General features: G+C 51.5%; 11 protein-coding genes. 1 reads left to right on the plus strand and 10 read right to left on the minus strand.

Annotation, left to right across the window (positions count from 1 at the left end; genetic code table 11):
* Nucleotides 1-49: 49 nt before the first annotated feature.
* The 4 genes from galE to ACMGGK_RS15635 all read right to left on the minus strand — a co-directional run bounded on the left by galE (nt 50) and on the right by ACMGGK_RS15635 (nt 6,059).
* Nucleotides 50-1,066: a UDP-glucose 4-epimerase GalE gene (gene galE / locus ACMGGK_RS15620; RefSeq protein ID WP_049299815.1), complete on the minus strand. Its 1,017-nt coding sequence runs from the start codon at nt 1,064-1,066 to the stop codon at nt 50-52.
* A gap of 457 nt (nt 1,067-1,523) precedes the next feature.
* Complete coding sequence (locus ACMGGK_RS15625) at nt 1,524-2,900, minus strand: TolC family outer membrane protein (RefSeq protein WP_016928415.1); 1,377 nt, start codon at nt 2,898-2,900, stop codon at nt 1,524-1,526.
* A gap of 2 nt (nt 2,901-2,902) precedes the next feature.
* Nucleotides 2,903-4,234, minus strand: coding sequence for an HlyD family type I secretion periplasmic adaptor subunit (locus ACMGGK_RS15630; RefSeq protein ID WP_016928416.1), 1,332 nt, complete (start codon nt 4,232-4,234; stop codon nt 2,903-2,905).
* 52 nt (nt 4,235-4,286) lie between these two features.
* Nucleotides 4,287-6,059 (minus strand): type I secretion system permease/ATPase, encoded by a 1,773-nt coding sequence (locus ACMGGK_RS15635; RefSeq protein WP_028127960.1) that lies wholly within the window; start codon nt 6,057-6,059, stop codon nt 4,287-4,289.
* Nucleotides 6,060-6,700: 641 nt separating this feature from the next.
* Here ACMGGK_RS15635 and ACMGGK_RS15640 point away from each other — a divergent pair.
* The gene (locus ACMGGK_RS15640; protein ID WP_079450991.1) at nt 6,701-9,691 is read left to right on the plus strand and encodes a beta strand repeat-containing protein; all 2,991 of its coding nucleotides are present in this window, start codon (nt 6,701-6,703) and stop codon (nt 9,689-9,691) included.
* 219 nt (nt 9,692-9,910) lie between these two features.
* Here ACMGGK_RS15640 and ACMGGK_RS15645 read toward each other — a convergent pair whose 3' ends face one another.
* The 6 genes from ACMGGK_RS15645 to ACMGGK_RS15670 form a co-directional block, all read right to left on the minus strand.
* Nucleotides 9,911-11,236 carry a cellulase family glycosylhydrolase gene (locus ACMGGK_RS15645; RefSeq protein WP_049299817.1) on the minus strand — a complete coding sequence of 442 codons (1,326 nt, stop codon included), beginning with the start codon at nt 11,234-11,236 and terminating at the stop codon, nt 9,911-9,913.
* 92 nt (nt 11,237-11,328) lie between these two features.
* On the minus strand, nt 11,329-12,723 hold the full coding sequence (gene wcaJ, locus ACMGGK_RS15650; RefSeq protein WP_049299854.1) for an undecaprenyl-phosphate glucose phosphotransferase: 1,395 nt from the start codon (nt 12,721-12,723) through the stop codon (nt 11,329-11,331).
* A gap of 128 nt (nt 12,724-12,851) precedes the next feature.
* Nucleotides 12,852-14,225 carry a phosphomannomutase CpsG gene (gene cpsG / locus ACMGGK_RS15655; RefSeq protein ID WP_028127956.1) on the minus strand — a complete coding sequence of 458 codons (1,374 nt, stop codon included), beginning with the start codon at nt 14,223-14,225 and terminating at the stop codon, nt 12,852-12,854.
* A 63-nt stretch (nt 14,226-14,288) separates the two neighbouring features.
* Nucleotides 14,289-15,704, minus strand: a complete 1,416-nt coding sequence (locus ACMGGK_RS15660; protein WP_028127955.1) for a mannose-1-phosphate guanylyltransferase/mannose-6-phosphate isomerase — start codon at nt 15,702-15,704, stop codon at nt 14,289-14,291.
* Nucleotides 15,705-15,774: 70 nt separating this feature from the next.
* A complete protein-coding gene (locus ACMGGK_RS15665; RefSeq protein ID WP_049299818.1) occupies nt 15,775-16,839 on the minus strand; it encodes a glycosyltransferase family 4 protein in 1,065 nt (354 codons plus the stop codon).
* The gene (locus tag ACMGGK_RS15670) at nt 16,839-17,897 is read right to left on the minus strand and encodes a glycosyltransferase family 4 protein (protein ID WP_420277015.1); all 1,059 of its coding nucleotides are present in this window, start codon (nt 17,895-17,897) and stop codon (nt 16,839-16,841) included. The genes ACMGGK_RS15665 and ACMGGK_RS15670 overlap by 1 nt, the downstream gene beginning before the upstream one ends.
* Nucleotides 17,898-17,904 lie beyond the last annotated feature (7 nt).

Genomic DNA, 17,904 nt, shown 5'->3' on the forward strand with positions numbered 1-17,904 from the left:
ACCTGAATGATGCCGGTCGGCATCATTCAGGTCGTGATACCGAAGACAATCAGTCACGGTACCCTTTAGGGTTTTTCTTCTGCCAGTTCCAGGTATCGCGCATCATGTCATCGATACCCCGACTCACTTTCCACCCCAGCTCCTGATAAGCCAGATCGGCGTTCGCCCAGAAGGCAGGCAGATCGCCTTCGCGACGCGGTAATATTTGGTAAGGGATCGTGACCCCCGACGCTTTTTCGAATGCCTGCACCATCGCCAGTACCGAGTGCCCTACACCAGCCCCAAGGTTATAGGCCTTAAATCCGCGGAGCTTCGGCAGATGATCCATCGCTTTCAGGTGGCCTTCGGCCAGATCCATGACATGGATGTAGTCGCGCTCTCCCGTCCCATCGGTCGTCGGATAATCTCCGCCGAAAATACCCAGCTTTTCCAGTTTGCCGATGGCCACCTGCGAGATGTAGGGCAACAGGTTATTGGGAATACCGTTAGGATCCTCACCGATCAACCCCGACTCATGGGCGCCTACCGGATTAAAGTAGCGCAAGGCAATAATCGAAAATTGCGGCTCAGCCTTGGCGACATCTTGCAGGATCTGCTCCACCATCAGCTTCGACGTGCCATAAGGGCTTGTCGTGCCGCCGATCGGTGTCGTCTCGACATAAGGCACCGGTGAATGGGCACCATAAACGGTAGCGGACGAACTAAAGATAAACGCATACACGCCGGCGCGGCGCATAGCGTCCAGTAACACCAACGTTCCGGTGACATTATTCTGGTAGTATTCCAGCGGCTTACGCGTAGATTCCCCTACTGCCTTAAGACCGGCGAAGTGGATCACGCCGGTAATCGAGTGCGCTTCAAAGATGCGATGCAAGCATTCCGCATCCTGAACATCACCTTGGTAAAACACGGCGGCTTTTCCCGTCAGTTTCTCTACGCGGTGTAAAGACTCCGCTGACGAGTTCGACAGATTGTCCAATACCACCACCTCTTCACCGCGCTCCAACAGCATCAACACTGTATGTGAACCGATGTAGCCGGCTCCGCCAGTAACTAAAACCGCCATACAAACCCCTCACTCGCGCCCAACGCGCTCAAGAAAAACAGCCGTCTAAAGCCATAGGCTTATTTTAAATAAAACGTAGAATCACGCATCCTTTTCGATCATCAAAGGTTTACGGCTCATCGACCGTAAAGCACCATAAACGGCAACGGTCGCTCTCTCTCGTCGCGTCATGAGTCTGGCACCTGAGAGCCGTTCAGGCCGAACTCAGCCATCACTGCGTGCTGAAAAACACGGATTAAAACCGCTAGCACGCCGCGCTCTCTGCGTTATCACACAGCTTAACTGCGCCGGAGGCAGCGATTGAATACAACCGGTTGATACAGTGCCATCGCCCCTCTGGCAAACGAACGAAAATCAGGCCTGCGGCCACCGACCGATAACATAACGCAACAAAACAAAAAGAGCAGCTTAACGCTGCTCCCTTTCAGATAAATACTCGCCTCATCGCAAAACCGGACTAGCGACTGCGGGCAAAATACTGCGCGACCCGCATAACATCTTTTTCATCCAACGTACCGGAATCGCTCAGCAAGGTGATCCATGATTTGATGTAGGCGTACTTGGCGGAAGCCAGATCGCGCTGGGCGCTATAGAGCTGCTGTTCGGCGTTGAGCACATCGACGTTGACGCGTTGCCCGGCCAGTACGCTCTGCCGAGTCGCCGTCACCTGTGTCGTAGCCGATTGTACCGCCAACTCATAGGCCGCCACCTTGGCGCGGCTGCTGATGCACAAATTGTATTGCTTGCGCAGATCGTTGAGCGTGGTGCCCGTCTGTGCATCCATTTCATACATCGCCTGGCCATAGCGCGCCGCCGCCTGCCGGGTCGACGCCGAAACGCCGCCGCCGGAATAAATAGGCATGCTGACCTGCACGCCGATGCTGTCGGTACGGTATTTCTGGTTAACCGTATTATCGCTGCTGGAGTCGTTTTCCGAATGCGAAGCATACAGCTGAACCTGAGGCATAAAGCCCGCACGATTCCTTTCGACATCATACTTGGCGGCGTCCACGCCATGACGCGACGCGGCCAACACCGGGTTGTTCTCCAGCGCGATCTTTTGCCACTCTTCGAACTTGGACGGGATCAGCGGCGCCACCTTAAACTTGCCCGGACGCAAAACCTGCAATTCATCCAGTTGGTTCAGCGGCATGCCGATAATCACTTCCAATTCGCGCTGGGCGGCGTCCAGCGCATCGCGCGCTTCGATTACCTGCGCTTCGGCCAGGCTGTAGCGCGCCTGGGTTTCGGATACGTCGGTAATGGTGCCTTCACCGGCGCTCATCAGGCGATCGTTCAAGGTCAACTGTTCCTTGTAAGCCGCCTTTTGCGCTTCGGCCAACGCGATTTGATCCTTGGAATAGGCCACTTCGACATAGGCGTTAATCACCCTAACCGCAAGATCCAGCAATTTGCCGCGATAGCGCTCGTCCGACATCATCGTCTGCGCCACGCCGGCTTTGTAGCGCGCGTACGCTTCATAGTCGAACAGCGGCTGCGTCAGCGTGATCGAACTGGAATAACTGCGATATTGCTGCCGCCGGGTGACCTCCGAAACATTGCCGAAAAAGTCGCTCTGCGGATATTTTTGCGTCTGCCAATTGCGCGGTGAATTCTGATAGTTCAACGACACCTTCGGCAGCAGCCCCGCCCTACCGATGTTTTCGTTCTCATCTCCCGCTTCTTTCTCTTTTATAGCCGCCCGGAAGGTCGGGTCCTTTTCTAATGCCAGCGAATATGCGTCTAAAATCCCTATCGAATAAACCGGCGCAGATATCGCAAACAAAAGGGTGCCGATAACCAGACCGGCAGCCTGTCGTTTTGATTGAATCAAAATTATTCCTCGGTTAATGAAGTATGAGCGCGATCCAAAATAGGTTTAAACAGATAGCTCAGCAGCGAGCGCGAGCCCGTTTTCACGAACACCTCGACCGGCATCCCCGGCTTGATGTCCTCGCCACTGAGCATCTTCATGCCCTCCGGCGAGACCGTGACCTGCATCTGGTAGTAAGGTTCTCCATTGGATTTGTCGACCAGGCGGTCGGCGGAAACCAACGTGACCGTCCCCGGAATTTTCGGGGTTTTGTTTTGGTTGAAGGCGGTAAACATCAGATCCACCGGCAACCCGTTGTACACCTTGTCGATCAAATCGACTTTCAGGCGAGAATCCACCACCAGCGTCGCCTGGCTGGGCACAACGTCCATCAGGTGGTCACCCGCTCCCACGACGCCCCCCTGAGTGAAAATATTCAATCCGACCACGGTGCCATCCACCGGTGAGATGATGGCGGTGTTGCCCAGATCGAAGTCGGCCATTTGCAGCTTGTTGCGGAACTCGCTGGCGTCCATTTGGGTTTGCGCCAGTTGCGTCCTGACTTCGCGCTGATAGTCTGCGAAGCGTTGATCGATGCGCTGCTGAGATTCCTGCAGCTGCTTTTGCAATTGACCAATCCGCCCGATGGTTTCATCGATGCTGCTGTTCACCTCAGCGAACTGGCGCTGGACTTCCAGATAACGATTGCGCGGCAAATAACCGTCCGCCGCCAGTTGCTTCATGCTGTTCATCTGCTCACGCAGGCTGGAAAGTTGGATCTGCTTGTTGGCGCGCGAATCCTGCAGGCCTTTCAACTGGAAGCGGATCCCATCCATCGACTGCTTATAACCGTCAATTTCACTTTGCAGCCCCTGGCGGCGAGAGGCGAACAGCTGCGTTTGCAACGCGATGATTTCGGCCACGCGCGGCTGATCCTTAACCTGGGTGAAAACAGGGGAAAAAGTGACCTTGCTCAGACCATCGCGTTCAGCCAGTAAACGCCCTTCGGTGGCCAGCGTGGTGTAGTACTGATCGCGCAGCGAATCAACCTGAGCCTGCGCCTGCACCTGGCTCAATTGCACCAGAACCTCACCGGCTTTCACCTTGTCGCCGTCTTTCACCGCGATATTCTTGATGATGCCGCTGGCCGGGGCCTGCACCGTTTTGCGGTTGCCGGAAACGGTTACCGATCCCGGTGATGCCACCCCTTTATCCAGAGGCGCGAACGCTGCCCAGGCCAAAAATCCGAACAGACCAATTCCCACTACCAGCCAGCCCATCCGGGTAAACCGCCGTTCATCCTGCGGGATCTCTTCAATATACGAGTCTTGCGGCTCGCCAATATGCGTCGACATACCAACTCCTTTACACTGCGGACGGCAATGAAGCCATCAGGCAATTCACGGCTTAATTAATTTGCGTTTTTGGGATGTTGCCTTCATCCGGCTCAGAATTTACCGCCCTCACCGCTTGCTGAGGCTGTTGCGTCTGCGCTTTTTGCGCATTGGCCAACGCCTGAAGCACTTGTTGAGTCGGGCCGAACGCGTTGACGTTGCCATTCACCAACAGCAACAACTTGCTGGTCATCGACAGCAAATTGGTGCGATGGGTAATCAGAACCACCGTTTTATTACGTTGCTTGAGGAACATAATGGCCTGGTTCAACGCTTTCTCGCCCGCATCATCCAGATTGGAGTTAGGCTCATCCAATACCACCAGCGAAGGGTCGCCGTACAATGCGCGCGCCAGGCCGATACGCTGTTTCTGTCCACCGGACAACCCAGCGCCACCGTTGCCGAGCACCGAATCGTAGCCGTTAGGGAAACGCAGGATCAGTTCGTGCACACCGGCCAGCTTAGCGGCTTCAATGACTTTCTCTGAATCGATATCGTTAAAGCGAGCGATATTCTCGGCGATAGTCCCGGCAAACAGCTCAATGTCCTGCGGCAGATAGCCGATATACGGCCCCAATTCATCCTTGTTCCACTGATAGATGTCGGCATTATCCAACCGAACAATCCCTTCACTGACCGGCCAAATGCCGACCAGCAAACGCGCCAGCGTCGATTTCCCCGACGCGCTCGGGCCAATGATCCCCAGCACGTCACCGGGCTGGATGGCAAAAGTCACGTTATGCAATACCGCATCGCCTTTGGAGCCCGGCGGCGTGGCGGTGACGCCTTCTACTGCGAGTACCCCTTCCGGACGCGGCAAGGACATACCGGTGCCACGTTGCGGGTGCGTTTCCAGCAGCTTGACCAACCGGCCATAAGAAAGCTTTGCCGCGCTGTAGCTCTTCCAGACGTTAATAACCTGCTCAATCGGCGCCAGCGTTCGCCCCATCAGAATGGAGCCGGCGATCATCATACCGGGCGTGATGTGCCCATCGATCGCCAGCCAGCCCCCCAGCCCCAGCACCAGCGATTGCAGCGACATGCGCACAAACTTGGTGATCGATGTGACCCGCGATGCGCGTTCGCTGGCGATGCGCTGACTGTTCAAAAACCGCTGGTGCAGACCGAACCACCGGCGTTTCAGGTTAGGCAACATCCCCAAAGCCTCGATCACTTCGGCATTTCGCAGATTGGTGCTGGCCAGCGTACCGGACATAATCGACAGCTTGCTGGCCTCCGCCAGCGGCTTTTTCGACACCATTTCGTTGATCACCGCCAATGCGATCAGCAACAGCGCACCGACCAGGGCGAAAAGCCCCAACCAAGGATTAAACAGGAATATCACCAACAGATAGATCGGAAACCACGGCGCATCAAAGAAGGCGAACAGCGCGCTGCCGGTGAGGAATTGGCGCAGATTGGTCAAGTCGCTCAGCATCTGGCCGGCGTCGGAAGAACCGTTTTTCAGATTCGCCTCGTAGGCCGCAGTGTAGACTCGCGTGTTGAGACGCATATCCAGCTGACTGCCGATACGGATCACCACCATGCTGCGCACGTATTCCAACAGCGACATCATGCCGAACATGCCCAACATGATCAGCGTCAGCATCAACAGCGTGATTTCATTACGCGAAGGAAGCACCCGGTCGTAAACCTGGAGCATATAGATAGAAGGAACTAGCATTAATAAATTAATAAATGCGGTAAATATGCCAACGGTCCAAAAAACCTTACTGCGAGTCCGTATAACATCCGCAATTTCATTGCGCGGTATAAATTGATTCACTTTCTGCCCTTACATCATGTGCACTGTCAGTCCAATCCGCATTGATATTTATGAGATTAACCTCACAAAAAAAGCCCCAAACATGCTCAAGACTGCAGATGCTTTTTCATTAACTATAGATACATATATGGAATTCCAGCAAGGCTGGCAGATGAAAAAAACATGTGCCAAAAAGAACAAAAAAAAACAATACAAAGCAAAAAGTTAGCAAAGGCTAAACGAATATGGCATCACATCGCATCCGCCGTGCATCAACGAGGCCATTCCCGATGCCACGCCAGTTAAATCATTAGAAATCTAATAATCCCCAATGTTAAAAAGCCAAAGGTGATTATCTTAGACATAAAAACATTAATTTTACACAGCAAACCTACAGGATTAATTGAGATCACAATTGGTTATAGAAAAGCAAAAATCAAAAAAATAAAAAAAATCCTATAACCTTGACAAAAATCTCATCAGCTCCTTTGATTAAATCGTGAAAGCAACAATTGGCATTAGTGTGTCATTTTTATATGCCGTTGTTTTTACAAGATTTAATACTAAAAAATCTGACCAAACCTCTTCCTGGCACGGCTATGGGGGGCCGGTCACATCTTTCTTATGTCCGTAGAAAATGGGTACATCCAAAGGGGTAACGTATGGCCACATTAGTAGCACAGCAAAAAGCGGCTGCTTTTTTCCTTGCAATCTCTGGAAAGAATATTGACACCGCGGCGTTAGATTACTACTCGCAGAAAATTGAAACTTCTGCACTTTCTCTGGAACAAGTTGCGCAAAAATTCATTGCAGGCACCGCAAGCCTGAACGGTCTGACGGCTTCTCAGATCGTAACCAAAATATACACCGCAGTGAACGGCAGCGCCCCTAGCAGCAGCGTGCTCGCCGATCTTTTAGCGGGCAACCCCACCACGGCATCCGTCGTCGCCAAGGTGATTAACGACGTACTCAGCTACAGCGGTTTTGATTCAACGCTGCTGACAGCACAGAGCAATTTCGAAGCCCAAGTCGAAAAAACCCTGTTCCCAGTCGCAACCGCCGCATCGTCGGCCGGCGCAGCTGACGTCCAGGGTGTTTTCCATGTCGTGGGCTTAACGCAAACTCAGGACGGCATTACCTACTGGGGAACCGTATTGGCGCAGGGCGGCAAAACGCTGGCGGCAGTCGCACAAACCTTTGTGAACAACAGCCCGCTGAAAACGTTAAGCGATAGCGATTTCATCAATGCCATCTTCCAAAATAGCTATGAACGCGCACCGACCTCGGCCGAAAGCAGCAGCTATCTTGCCTTGCTGAGTGGCGGTTCGACTCGCGGCGATGTCGTCGCTCAAGTGATCGCAGCACTGAAGGGCACCGTTGCCGCCGGCGATACCACGGCCCAACAACACTTCCAGGCGGCGACGCACGTGTGGCAACCGGGTGAACTGCCGGCCCTGAACTATCAAGAACAAGTCGCAGCCGCCTTCCTGGCAATACCGGGCCGTGGCGTCGATGCCAGCGGGCTGGACACCTGGAGCAAAGAACTGTTTGCCGGTAAGACTTATGCACAAGTCATCACTACCCTGATCAATTCCGCAGAGTCGCAAAAGAAAGGCGCTCAATTGACTGGCGATGATTTTGTTCAGCATATCTTTACCCTGGTGCATGGCACCGCCGCCACCGCTGCGCAATTAGCCAGCTATGGTGCGCTGGGGAGCAAAACGACCATCACGCAGGCCATTATCAACGACCTGCGCAACTCCATCGCCACTGACAGTGCCACCGTCACTCAGCAGCATGGCTTCGAATACGATATCGGTACCAGCCTGCTGTACAAAACCGCTGCGTCTCTGACGGCAACGGCCGCCGGCGGCAACGCGACGGGCACCGTCAACACCGGCGCATCTCACCAAATTAGCAATGCCGAAACGGCAGTGTTGACGGATGTGCAACTGAACGCCAATGCCGCCAGCATCGTGAACCTGAAGTTCGCCGACCATCTGGCGAATCTGACCATTAACGGCACCAGCGCAGCAACGGTCAACCTGTCTGACAACGGCGTTAATCCAGGCGTAGATATCACCGTCAATAACGGCAACGTCATCCTGAATGCCAGTTCGGGTGCGGATGACGTAGTCGTCACATCGGCGGCAAACATTGCGGCCGGCACGGCGCAGTTTAACCTTGGCGCCGGCAACGACAGCCTGCACTGGGCTGGGAACGGGGTTTCGGGCGGTGCGAACAGCGTGGCCAACACGGTTAAGGCTGACGGCGGCGCGGGTACGGACTCCATCTCCGCCAACTTCATTACCAAAACCGTGGTGACCAACCAGAACGCCCTGGGCGTTCGCACCAGCACAGTGACCAGCAACGCCAATAACTTCTCGAATTTCGAGAAGATCGACCTGACCGGCTACATCGGCAAGTCCGTTGGTACGCTGATTACGACACCGCTGATTGGTTCACCGACCACCACCAGCGTGACTACGCCAACCAACACCTTTGACTTTGGGCTGACCAACGGTACATCTACGGTTGAAGGCACTACCGGCGGCACGATTACGCAGAACGCGGCGACCACTAATCTGGGCACGCAAGGATTTGTGATCTCCGGTCTGGCTAACGTCAACGTCATCAACGCCGCCGGCGGCAACGCCGCGCAGCTGGAAGTGAAAGGGGACGCGACCTCCGCCAGTACGCTGAATTTCACCTTCGTGCAGAACGCCACCGATCACTTCAACATCAACTTCGATGCTGTGAGCTCTGCCAACGTGAATGCCGGCGCCATCACCCTCAACAGCAGCAGCAGCGCCCTGTTGGGTACCGCGCTGAGCACGGTGAACGTGGCCTCAGGTGGTACCGGCAACTTCGATAACATTCTGTCCTTGGCCGGCACCAATGCGCAGGTTCAGACCATCAACGTGACCGGTGACCACGCGCTGGATCTGACGCTGGGCAGCGGTTTCAGCAACGTGCGTGATATCAATGCGTCCACCAACACCGCGGGTCTGAATCTCGACTCCAGCCATGGCGGTACCGGTGACGGTATCATCATTCAGTTGCTGAACATTCTGCCGCTGAGCGTCATTACCACCAACCTGTTGGCGCCGGTGTTGACGGCGTTGGGCCTGAACGGTTACCAAATGACCGTAGAAGGTTCCAGTGCTGCCGATACCCTGGGCGTGATTGGCAACACCACGCTGACCGGTGGCGCAGGTGCCAACACCTATGACATCAAGGCGAGTAACACCCAGGCGGGTGTGACCATCAAGGACTTTAGCAGCCTCAAAGACAAGATTGTCGATGTTAACCATGGCGGCCTGACTATCTCCAATGACGCCACCGGCACGGCGGTCGCGGACTACGGCACCCGTTCCGCAGACACACTGGATGCGCTGTTGGGGACTCTGGTGGGCGGTTTGACCAACGGCGTTATCGGCCTGCTGGGCGGCATTCTCGGTCTGGACAGCAGCAACTCGCTGACGTCGAAAGTGGGTGTGGCATCCGTAGTATTCAGCGGTGGCGGTAATACTGCCAGCTCTTATGTGATTATCGACAACAACGATAACCATACGCTGGATCTCAACGATACCGTGGTATACCTGACCGGGCAGAACCACCAGCAATTGGTGGATACGCTGCACTACGCGTAAGCGTAGCGCCATCACCGAGCGAGCTGATTTTTATTCAGCGCCGCGAGGGGAAATGCAATACGTGTACTGATGCCAGCCGGCTATGCCGGCTGGCTTTTTATTGGCGTCAATGTCGGCGAGTGATGAAGAAGCGCGTCGCTTAATCCTGGATAAAAAAAAACCGCAAGCTTATTAAGCTTGCGGTTTTTTATTCACGGCGCGTACGGCGCTCTCGATAGCCTACCAAGGCGATGCTATAGGGGCACTGGAGCGCATCATTACCGGTACATCACCATCGGGTGCGGCCGTATTCCCCTGAACCTCTTTGAGCGGTGTGGCACTTTGGTTTTGCGGAGCTTCAGCAGACATAAAACTGCGCAGGCTTGAAGAAATGCCGCTTGCAGGTTGGCTCACCGGTTTTTCCTGCCAGAAAAGCATCGCATGCTGATTATTGCCTTTCAGGGCTATGGAGATTTTCCCGCCCGGCAGCACTTGATATTTTTCGACGGAATAGGATCGCGCAACATCTGCCACCTGACTTAAAGCCAGCATCGACGGCTTCGGTTGGCCGTTCCGCGTCAGCAACCCAAATCGATGTTCGTTGATTTTCGGGTTGTCGCCATCATCGAGCAAATCGTACCACCATATCCCCTTAATAAAGGGACGCGATTTGGCCAGGAAGGTATATTTCACCACATATTGCGCGGCCACATCTTTTGATAACCCGCCTTTACCGTCATAGGTTGGCACGCCAATTTCCGTGATATAAATCGGCACCGTCTTACCTGCTGCCTTTGCAAGCCGGGCCTCAAATTTATCCACGACGCCGAGGTTCCCCTCAGGGGCCCGTATAGCGTAATTATCGTTGCCATACGAGTAAGGGTGGATAGAGAAGCCATCAACGTAATTCAACACGCCGAGTTTAACGATGTTATCAACCCAGGAAGGATCGCGAGTGCCTGTTGGGTTAGCCGTTCCCGTAATGACAATTGCGTTGGGATCGGCTTTTCTCACCGCAGCCGCCGTTGCTTTCACCAGCGCGACGAAAACTTCCGGCGGCGGAGGCGTCCGCGGCTTTGGCTTAATTGCAGTGGCATTCGTCCATTCGTTCCAGATCTCGTAATACTTGATCTTGCCCTTGTATTTAGACGCTGTCCAATACGCATAATTGGCGAATGCCTGAATGGCCTCAGGGGTGGTTGGATAACCCGATGGATCGTAAAGCTTGTTACCGTACGCCAATACTAATAACCCATTCAGACCGAATTTCGCCTGAGCATCGTTAAACGCTTGGTCAGCCTTTTGCATATTGCCGGTTATGACATACTGCCCTTTTTGCTGTTCCAACCCGCTCCAGGGAAAATCCGCACGATACGACGTGAAACCGTATCGCTTGATCAGCTCCAAATATTTATCCGGATCGTTGGGATACCAGCGAAAATGCGCATGCACCCCGACTTCGAAAGCCAACGCATTCGCACTGATGAACATCAGCGGCAATGCGAGAGCCAGCGATGCGGCGGGTCCCTGGCGACGCATCCGTTTACGGCTTGATTTAGTCAACATCCGACCTCCAGTTTTAAAAGAAAAATGAATCGTCTCAATACCCCAGAGATCAGGAAATCCGCATTTCCCGGGCGCGACGCTCGGAGAAAACCTCAGTACGCCGCTTTATTAATGAATCCTTTGAAAATGGTCAGGAAGACGATTTTAATGTCCAACCAAACGCTCCAGTTACGGATATAGTCCAAATCGAACTCAACGCGCTTTTGCATTTTTTCCAACGTATCCGTCTCGCCACGCCAACCATTGATTTGGGCCCATCCCGTAATGCCTGGCTTCATTTTATGGCGCAGCATATAGCCGTTGATCAACTTTCTATACTGCTCATTATGTGCCACGGCATGCGGCCTTGGACCTACGATCGACATGTCGCCTTTCAATACATTGACAAACTGCGGCAGTTCATCCAGCGAGGTGCGTCGCAAGAAGGCGCCGACCGGTGTTAAACGCGAGTCCCCTTTTTTCGCTTGAACGACTTTATCGCCATCTTCCATCACGGTCATCGAACGGAACTTCCATACCTCGATAGCCTTACCATCCATGCCATAACGCCTTTGTTTGAAGATGATCGGACCGGTAGAGGTAAACTTAACCATACCGGCGATCAGCAGCAGAACCGGAGATATGAACAGCAGAATAAATATTGACAGAATGATGTCTTCAATACGCTTAATCACCTGATTAATCCCGCTCATCGGGGTATCAAACAATGAAACGACAGGGACGCCATTAATTTCTTCAGAACGCGACTGTAATATATTGAACGTAAAGATATCAGGAATCAGCATCACTGAGCAGGTCGTATCAGAAAGATCCGCAATCGTATCTTTGATCAATTTTTCCTGCTCCATCGACATTGCGATATATACCCGATCAATACGCCCACATTTTGCATCGCTGACGAGTTGAGACAAGTCGCCACAGCGCTCAATCTTGCTGTTCAATGGAGAATTATCATTGTCGTAAATGCCCAACACTTTAAATCCCATCCAGTGAGCATCACGCAAAGACTCTGCCAGGCGAATGCCGACGGGCATCGCCCCCATGATGGCCACATTACGGGTATTGAAACCAATATTGCGCATGTATCCCAAGAGCAGCCGGATCACGCTGCGCGTAATGATCAAACCGCAGCACACCAACAGATACCATTGGATATAAATGGAATATTCGTTGTTGAACACATTTATCAGCGCCACCGTGCCCGACGTCAACAGCAGGCTCAACGACCAGTTTTGCAAAATGAGCTGGATTTCCAGACCCGCACGCACACCACGCCATGATCGATAAAAATCAGTAATACCACCAATCATTTGGAAGATGACGATCGAAATTAATACCATAATCCAGTGCTGCATGCTAAATGCGGCACCGGAGATTAAGCAGGATAAGTACAATCCGCTAAAGATAACGAAAATATCAGAGAAGCGCTGAAGCATTGAAGTAAGAGACGCATTAGTATGCAACACACCCCGACGGAAACCGTTCATAGATAACTGCCTATTAACTATCATAGTATAGATGCCTTTTGTTAGTTTTCTCTGGTACCTATATCACTTCGCAATGCTGGGCCGTATACCGCCCGCCCAGCATTAGAATATAGCTTTAAAACCAGAGATCAGCTTCGAAGCAAGGCCAGTATTTCCTCTGTTTTCTTCTGCATCAGTGCAGGATTGGCTCGCGACTCGACGTTCAAACGCACCACCGGCTCAGTATTCGAGCTGCGTAAATTAAATCGCCAATCTGCAAATTCCAGACTAATGCCATCGGTCGTGTCAAATTCCAGCGCCGTAGGCCGATAGCGATTTAATACTCTTTCGATCGCGGCTTTTGGATTTTGCAGTTTGCTATTAATTTCACCCGATGCTGGATACGCGATCATACGATCCCCGACCAACTCCCCGAGCGTCTTGTTTTTAATGCACAGCAACTCCGCAACCAACAGCCATGGGATCATGCCGCTATCGCAATATGAAAAGTCGCGGAAGTAATGGTGGGCACTCATCTCGCCGCCGTATACGGCGTCTTCCAGGCGCATACGTTCTTTAATGAATGCATGGCCAGTTTTCGACATCACCGGCACTCCGCCCGCCTGCTTGACCACATCAATGGTGTTCCAGCTCAAGCGTGGGTCATGGATGATTTTCGCCCCGCCGTCTTTCTCCAGAAACGCCTCGGCCAGCAGGCCAACGATATAGTAACCTTCAATGAATCCACCGTTCTCATCGAACAAGAAGCAGCGATCGAAATCACCGTCAAACGCGATCCCCATATCCGCCTTATACTGGCGCACGGCTTGCGCCGTATCTTCCCGACATTCCGGCAGCAACGGGTTAGGGATCCCGTTGGGGAAATTGCCGTCAGGCTGGTGATGAACCTTGATAAACTCAACCGGCACCTGAAGCTGCTTGAAACGCGATTCGATAGCATCGATGACGTGACCGGCCGCGCCGTTACCGGAGTTGACCACCAGCTTCAACGGTTTGAAGTTAGCCGTATTCACATAGCCCAGCAGATGATCCACATACTCTTTTTCAATCGATATTTTTTCGTAGCTACCGCGCTTGGCCGGATCAACCGCAGCGAAGCTGTTATTTTCCGCCAGGCGCTGAATATCGCGCAAACCGGTATCACCGCTGATCGGCTTGGCTTGGCTGCGCACCAGCTTCATTCCATTGTAATTCATAGGATTATGGCTGGCCGTCACTTCGATGCCACCATCGAGACCTAAGTGGAAAGTGGCAAAATAGATTTCTTCAGTCCCACTGACGCCAATATCCAGAACATTAACCCCAGCATCGCGTAGCCCCTCAGCCAACGCGAGTTTTAGTTCCTCGCTGGTCAAACGAATGTCTCCCCCGACGACAACGCTTTGAGGTTGCAAAAACTCTCCATAGGCACGGCCGACACGATAGGCGATATCGCTGTTCAGTTCTTCACCTAGTTGCCCGCGAATGTCGTATGCTTTGAAACAAGTCAATGATTGAGACATATTGAGATCCTTACCAAATGTAAATACAGCGATGCGGCTCAAATATCCGCCGCACCAAAATTCTTAATTATGCTGAGCGGAATCGCCGATTCGCACGATATCGTCCTCGCCCAAATAGGCACCCGATTGAATCTCAATCAAATCCAACGGGATTTTTCCCGGGTTTTCGAGAGAATGTTCAACCCCAAGAGGGATATAAATGGATTCGTTTTCACTGATGAGTTGCATTTTTCCATTGGTATGCACTTTGGCGGTGCCTGACACCACTACCCAGTGTTCCGAGCGATGATGATGCATCTGCAAGGACAATTTCTCACCAGGCTTCACGGTAATACGGCGAACCTGGAAGCGATCGCCTTGCGCAATCGCATCATGTTTGCCCCATGGACGATAAACCTCACGGTGCTGTTTGCTTTCGGAGCGCTTTTGCCGTTTCAGCTGATTGACGATTTCCTTCACGTCTTGCACTTTATCTTTATCGGCAATCAACACGGCGTCTTTGGTTTCAACCACAACCAGATTGTTCACCCCAACAGCGGCCACCAATTTATGCTCCGCGCGAATGTAGTTATTTGAACAGTTATGCTCAAGAACATCACCGAAAGTAGAGTTCCCTTTTGTGTCTTTTTCGCTGATTTCCCACAACGCAGACCATGATCCGACGTCATTCCACCCCGCGTCCAGAGGCACGACGACAGCATCTGCAGTCTGTTCCATCACGGCATAATCGACAGACTCATCCGGGCAGGCGATGAAAGCGTTTCGATCAACGCGGATAAAGTCCATATCAGGGGTCAGATGCGCGAGCGACAGCTTACACGCGTCCAAAATATCTGGGCGGAAGCGCCCCAATTCTTCCAGGTAACGGCTGGCTTTGAACAAGAACATACCGCTATTCCAGAGATATTCACCGCTGGTCAGATACTGCTGCGCAGTATCAAGATCAGGTTTTTCAACGAACCGCGAAACGCCGCAAATACTGGAACCGTCGATGCTGGTACCTTTTTGAATATACCCATAGCCCGTTTCCGGGCCCGTCGGTACTATGCCGAAAGTAGCCAGTTTACCCGCTTCAGCATAAGGAATAGCCTGATTCACCGCGTCGCGGAAAATCTCTTCGTCCTGAATGACGTGATCCGCGGCCAATACCAACATCAGCGGATCGTCACCGCTGGAAACGGCCTGCAAAGCGGCGAGCGCAATCGCCGGCGCGGTATTACGCCCTACCGGCTCCAGAATAATATTATGTGACAAACGCGTTATTTGTCGTAGCTGTTCAGCCACGATAAAACGATGCTCTTCGTTACATATAACAAGAGGATCAATAATGTCTAACCCTTTAAGCCGCATGACCGTTGTTTGCAACATGGAAAACTCGTTGCACAGTGCTAAAAACTGTTTGGGAAATAATTCACGAGAAAGCGGCCACAGGCGACTTCCTGTTCCCCCAGCCATAATAACAGGATAAAGGTTACTCATTTTTACTCTCACCGATTAAATATAATAGGAAAAAAATTTATTTTCATTCCAAAAAACGTGGATGTATCGATTATCTGTAAAGACGGTAGGTATTGGATACCATTTTTTCTGAAGTGAAATTAGCATTGTAGAAATCGACACAGTCTGCTTTCATTGCACCCCAATCGCGCTTGTCGCGAGTACTCAGTATTTCAGCGGCCTCATCAGCTGCATTGGTCGTAAACAGATAGCCCGTAACACCTTCATTCACCACCTCCGGCAATGAACTGCAGCGGCTGGCGACCACAGGCAACCCATAGCTCTCTGCCTCAACGGCGACAAGGCCGAACGATTCCCAGCGGCTTGGCATCAACAACACATCCGCATAAGTGAAATAAGGAGCCATCGCTGAAGGCGTCAACCAGCCTTTAAAGTCCATTCGGACATGAGGCGCGGGTTGTTCTTTCGCATGCACATTACCGCCGACGATCGTGATTAAAAATCTGTCATCCAGTTTATCGGCAATCTGCTGAACCAAATCAAATCCTTTTTGGTAATCAAAGCGGCCAACAAACAATATATTGATTTTATCTTGATGATAAGGGTTAGTCTCATCGGACAACGCGACAGGAGGCTCTACGCCGTTATAAACCACGGTCAAATTGCCCGGATCCATTCCGGCCATCAGTGCCGTTCTTTTCTCATATTCGCTGGTACAGATGATCACATCGGTATTCTTTTGCAGTACTTTCTCTATCTTGGCATAGACCTTTTTTTTCTTTTCTGATGTGTCCATCAGGAAAGAAAAAGCATGTGGGCAATAAATAATTTTGGGTTTGCACGTCATTCTTACCAATGGTGTTAACAACCGGCAAACAACCCCTGCAAAAGTACTGTGGACGTGAATGACATCCGGTTTTTCTTTACGCACTAACTGGATATAGTTAATAGCCAAAGAGATAAATGAAGGGATATTTCTCCCGGTGCGCGAAAATACCTTCATTTTTTCATCAGGGAAAGCCCCGATCTCGCGGTATTGGCTATCGGGCAACACACAGTAAAAATCAAATTCATCATTTTGCTGTACAAGTTGTCTAATTACCGTAGCGACGCCACCTTTCACTGTTTCGGCAACATGCAGCACTTTTTTTTTCATTACATAGCTCTCGTCATTATCTCGCTCAACGCTGCAGCCGAACGCATCCAATCGAAACGTTTGACATTCTCAAAACCCTCAGCGATTAAAGTTTGGCGCAACGCTTCATCCTGTATAATCCGCTCCAGTGCCTGTTGCATTTCCGGGATATTCTCTGGCTCAAAGTACAATGCACTCTGCAACAACACCTCGGGCAAAGAAGCGCGATTGGACGATACTACCGCGCAGCCACAGGCCTGTGCTTCTAACGGAGGAATGCCAAACCCTTCATATAAAGAAGGAAACACAAAGGCACGAGCATGAGAATAGAGTTCGACAAGCTGTTGATCGCTCACCCGCCCCAAAAACTGTATGTTATCGCTCGCCGCAGCTTCTTTTGTCGAAAACCCCACATCCGCGAAGTTCTTATTGGCGGCTCCAATGATTTTCAGTGTTACATCCTGGCTGTTTGCCATTTTAGAGAAAGCGGCAATCAGACCATGAAAGTTTTTGTGATAATTTGGAGACGAAACAGCCAATAAATAGGGGCGCTCTGTATCGGATACTGGCGCAGCAGGTTTAAACTGCTCAGAGACCGCATTATAGATTACGTAAATATTGTTTAATGGGTAGTCAAACGCCTGGCTAATTTCTTTTTTAGAAAACTCACTAACCGTGATCAACGCCTTACTGTGACGTAGCATCAGAGGGACTAGATTATTATAAACAAAACGAAATTTTGCAGAGTAACTTTGCGGATAGCGTTTATATATAATGTCGTGATGAGTAACAATTTTATTACGATAAAAGATCGGTGCCGTATTACAAAGGTTAATGAGAAGCGGACTTTTATTTTTCCTTAAAAAAGCAGGAAGCTCCAACTGCTCCCAAAAGTGGCCACTTTTCTTACCCACTACCTGAACATTCAATTGCGACGCGATATCGTGATGAATAATATTAGGTGGCGATACAAAAATGACATCATGCCTAATTTTACTCAGCGCAAGACATATTTCTTGAGCAAACCGCTGAACACCTGTCAAATCCTGCGTTAAAAATCGCGCATTGACATAGATCATTAATTAC

The sequence above is a fragment of the Serratia sp. BNK-33-b genome (assembly GCF_048684565.1).
GTDB lineage: Bacteria > Pseudomonadota > Gammaproteobacteria > Enterobacterales > Enterobacteriaceae > Serratia > Serratia marcescens.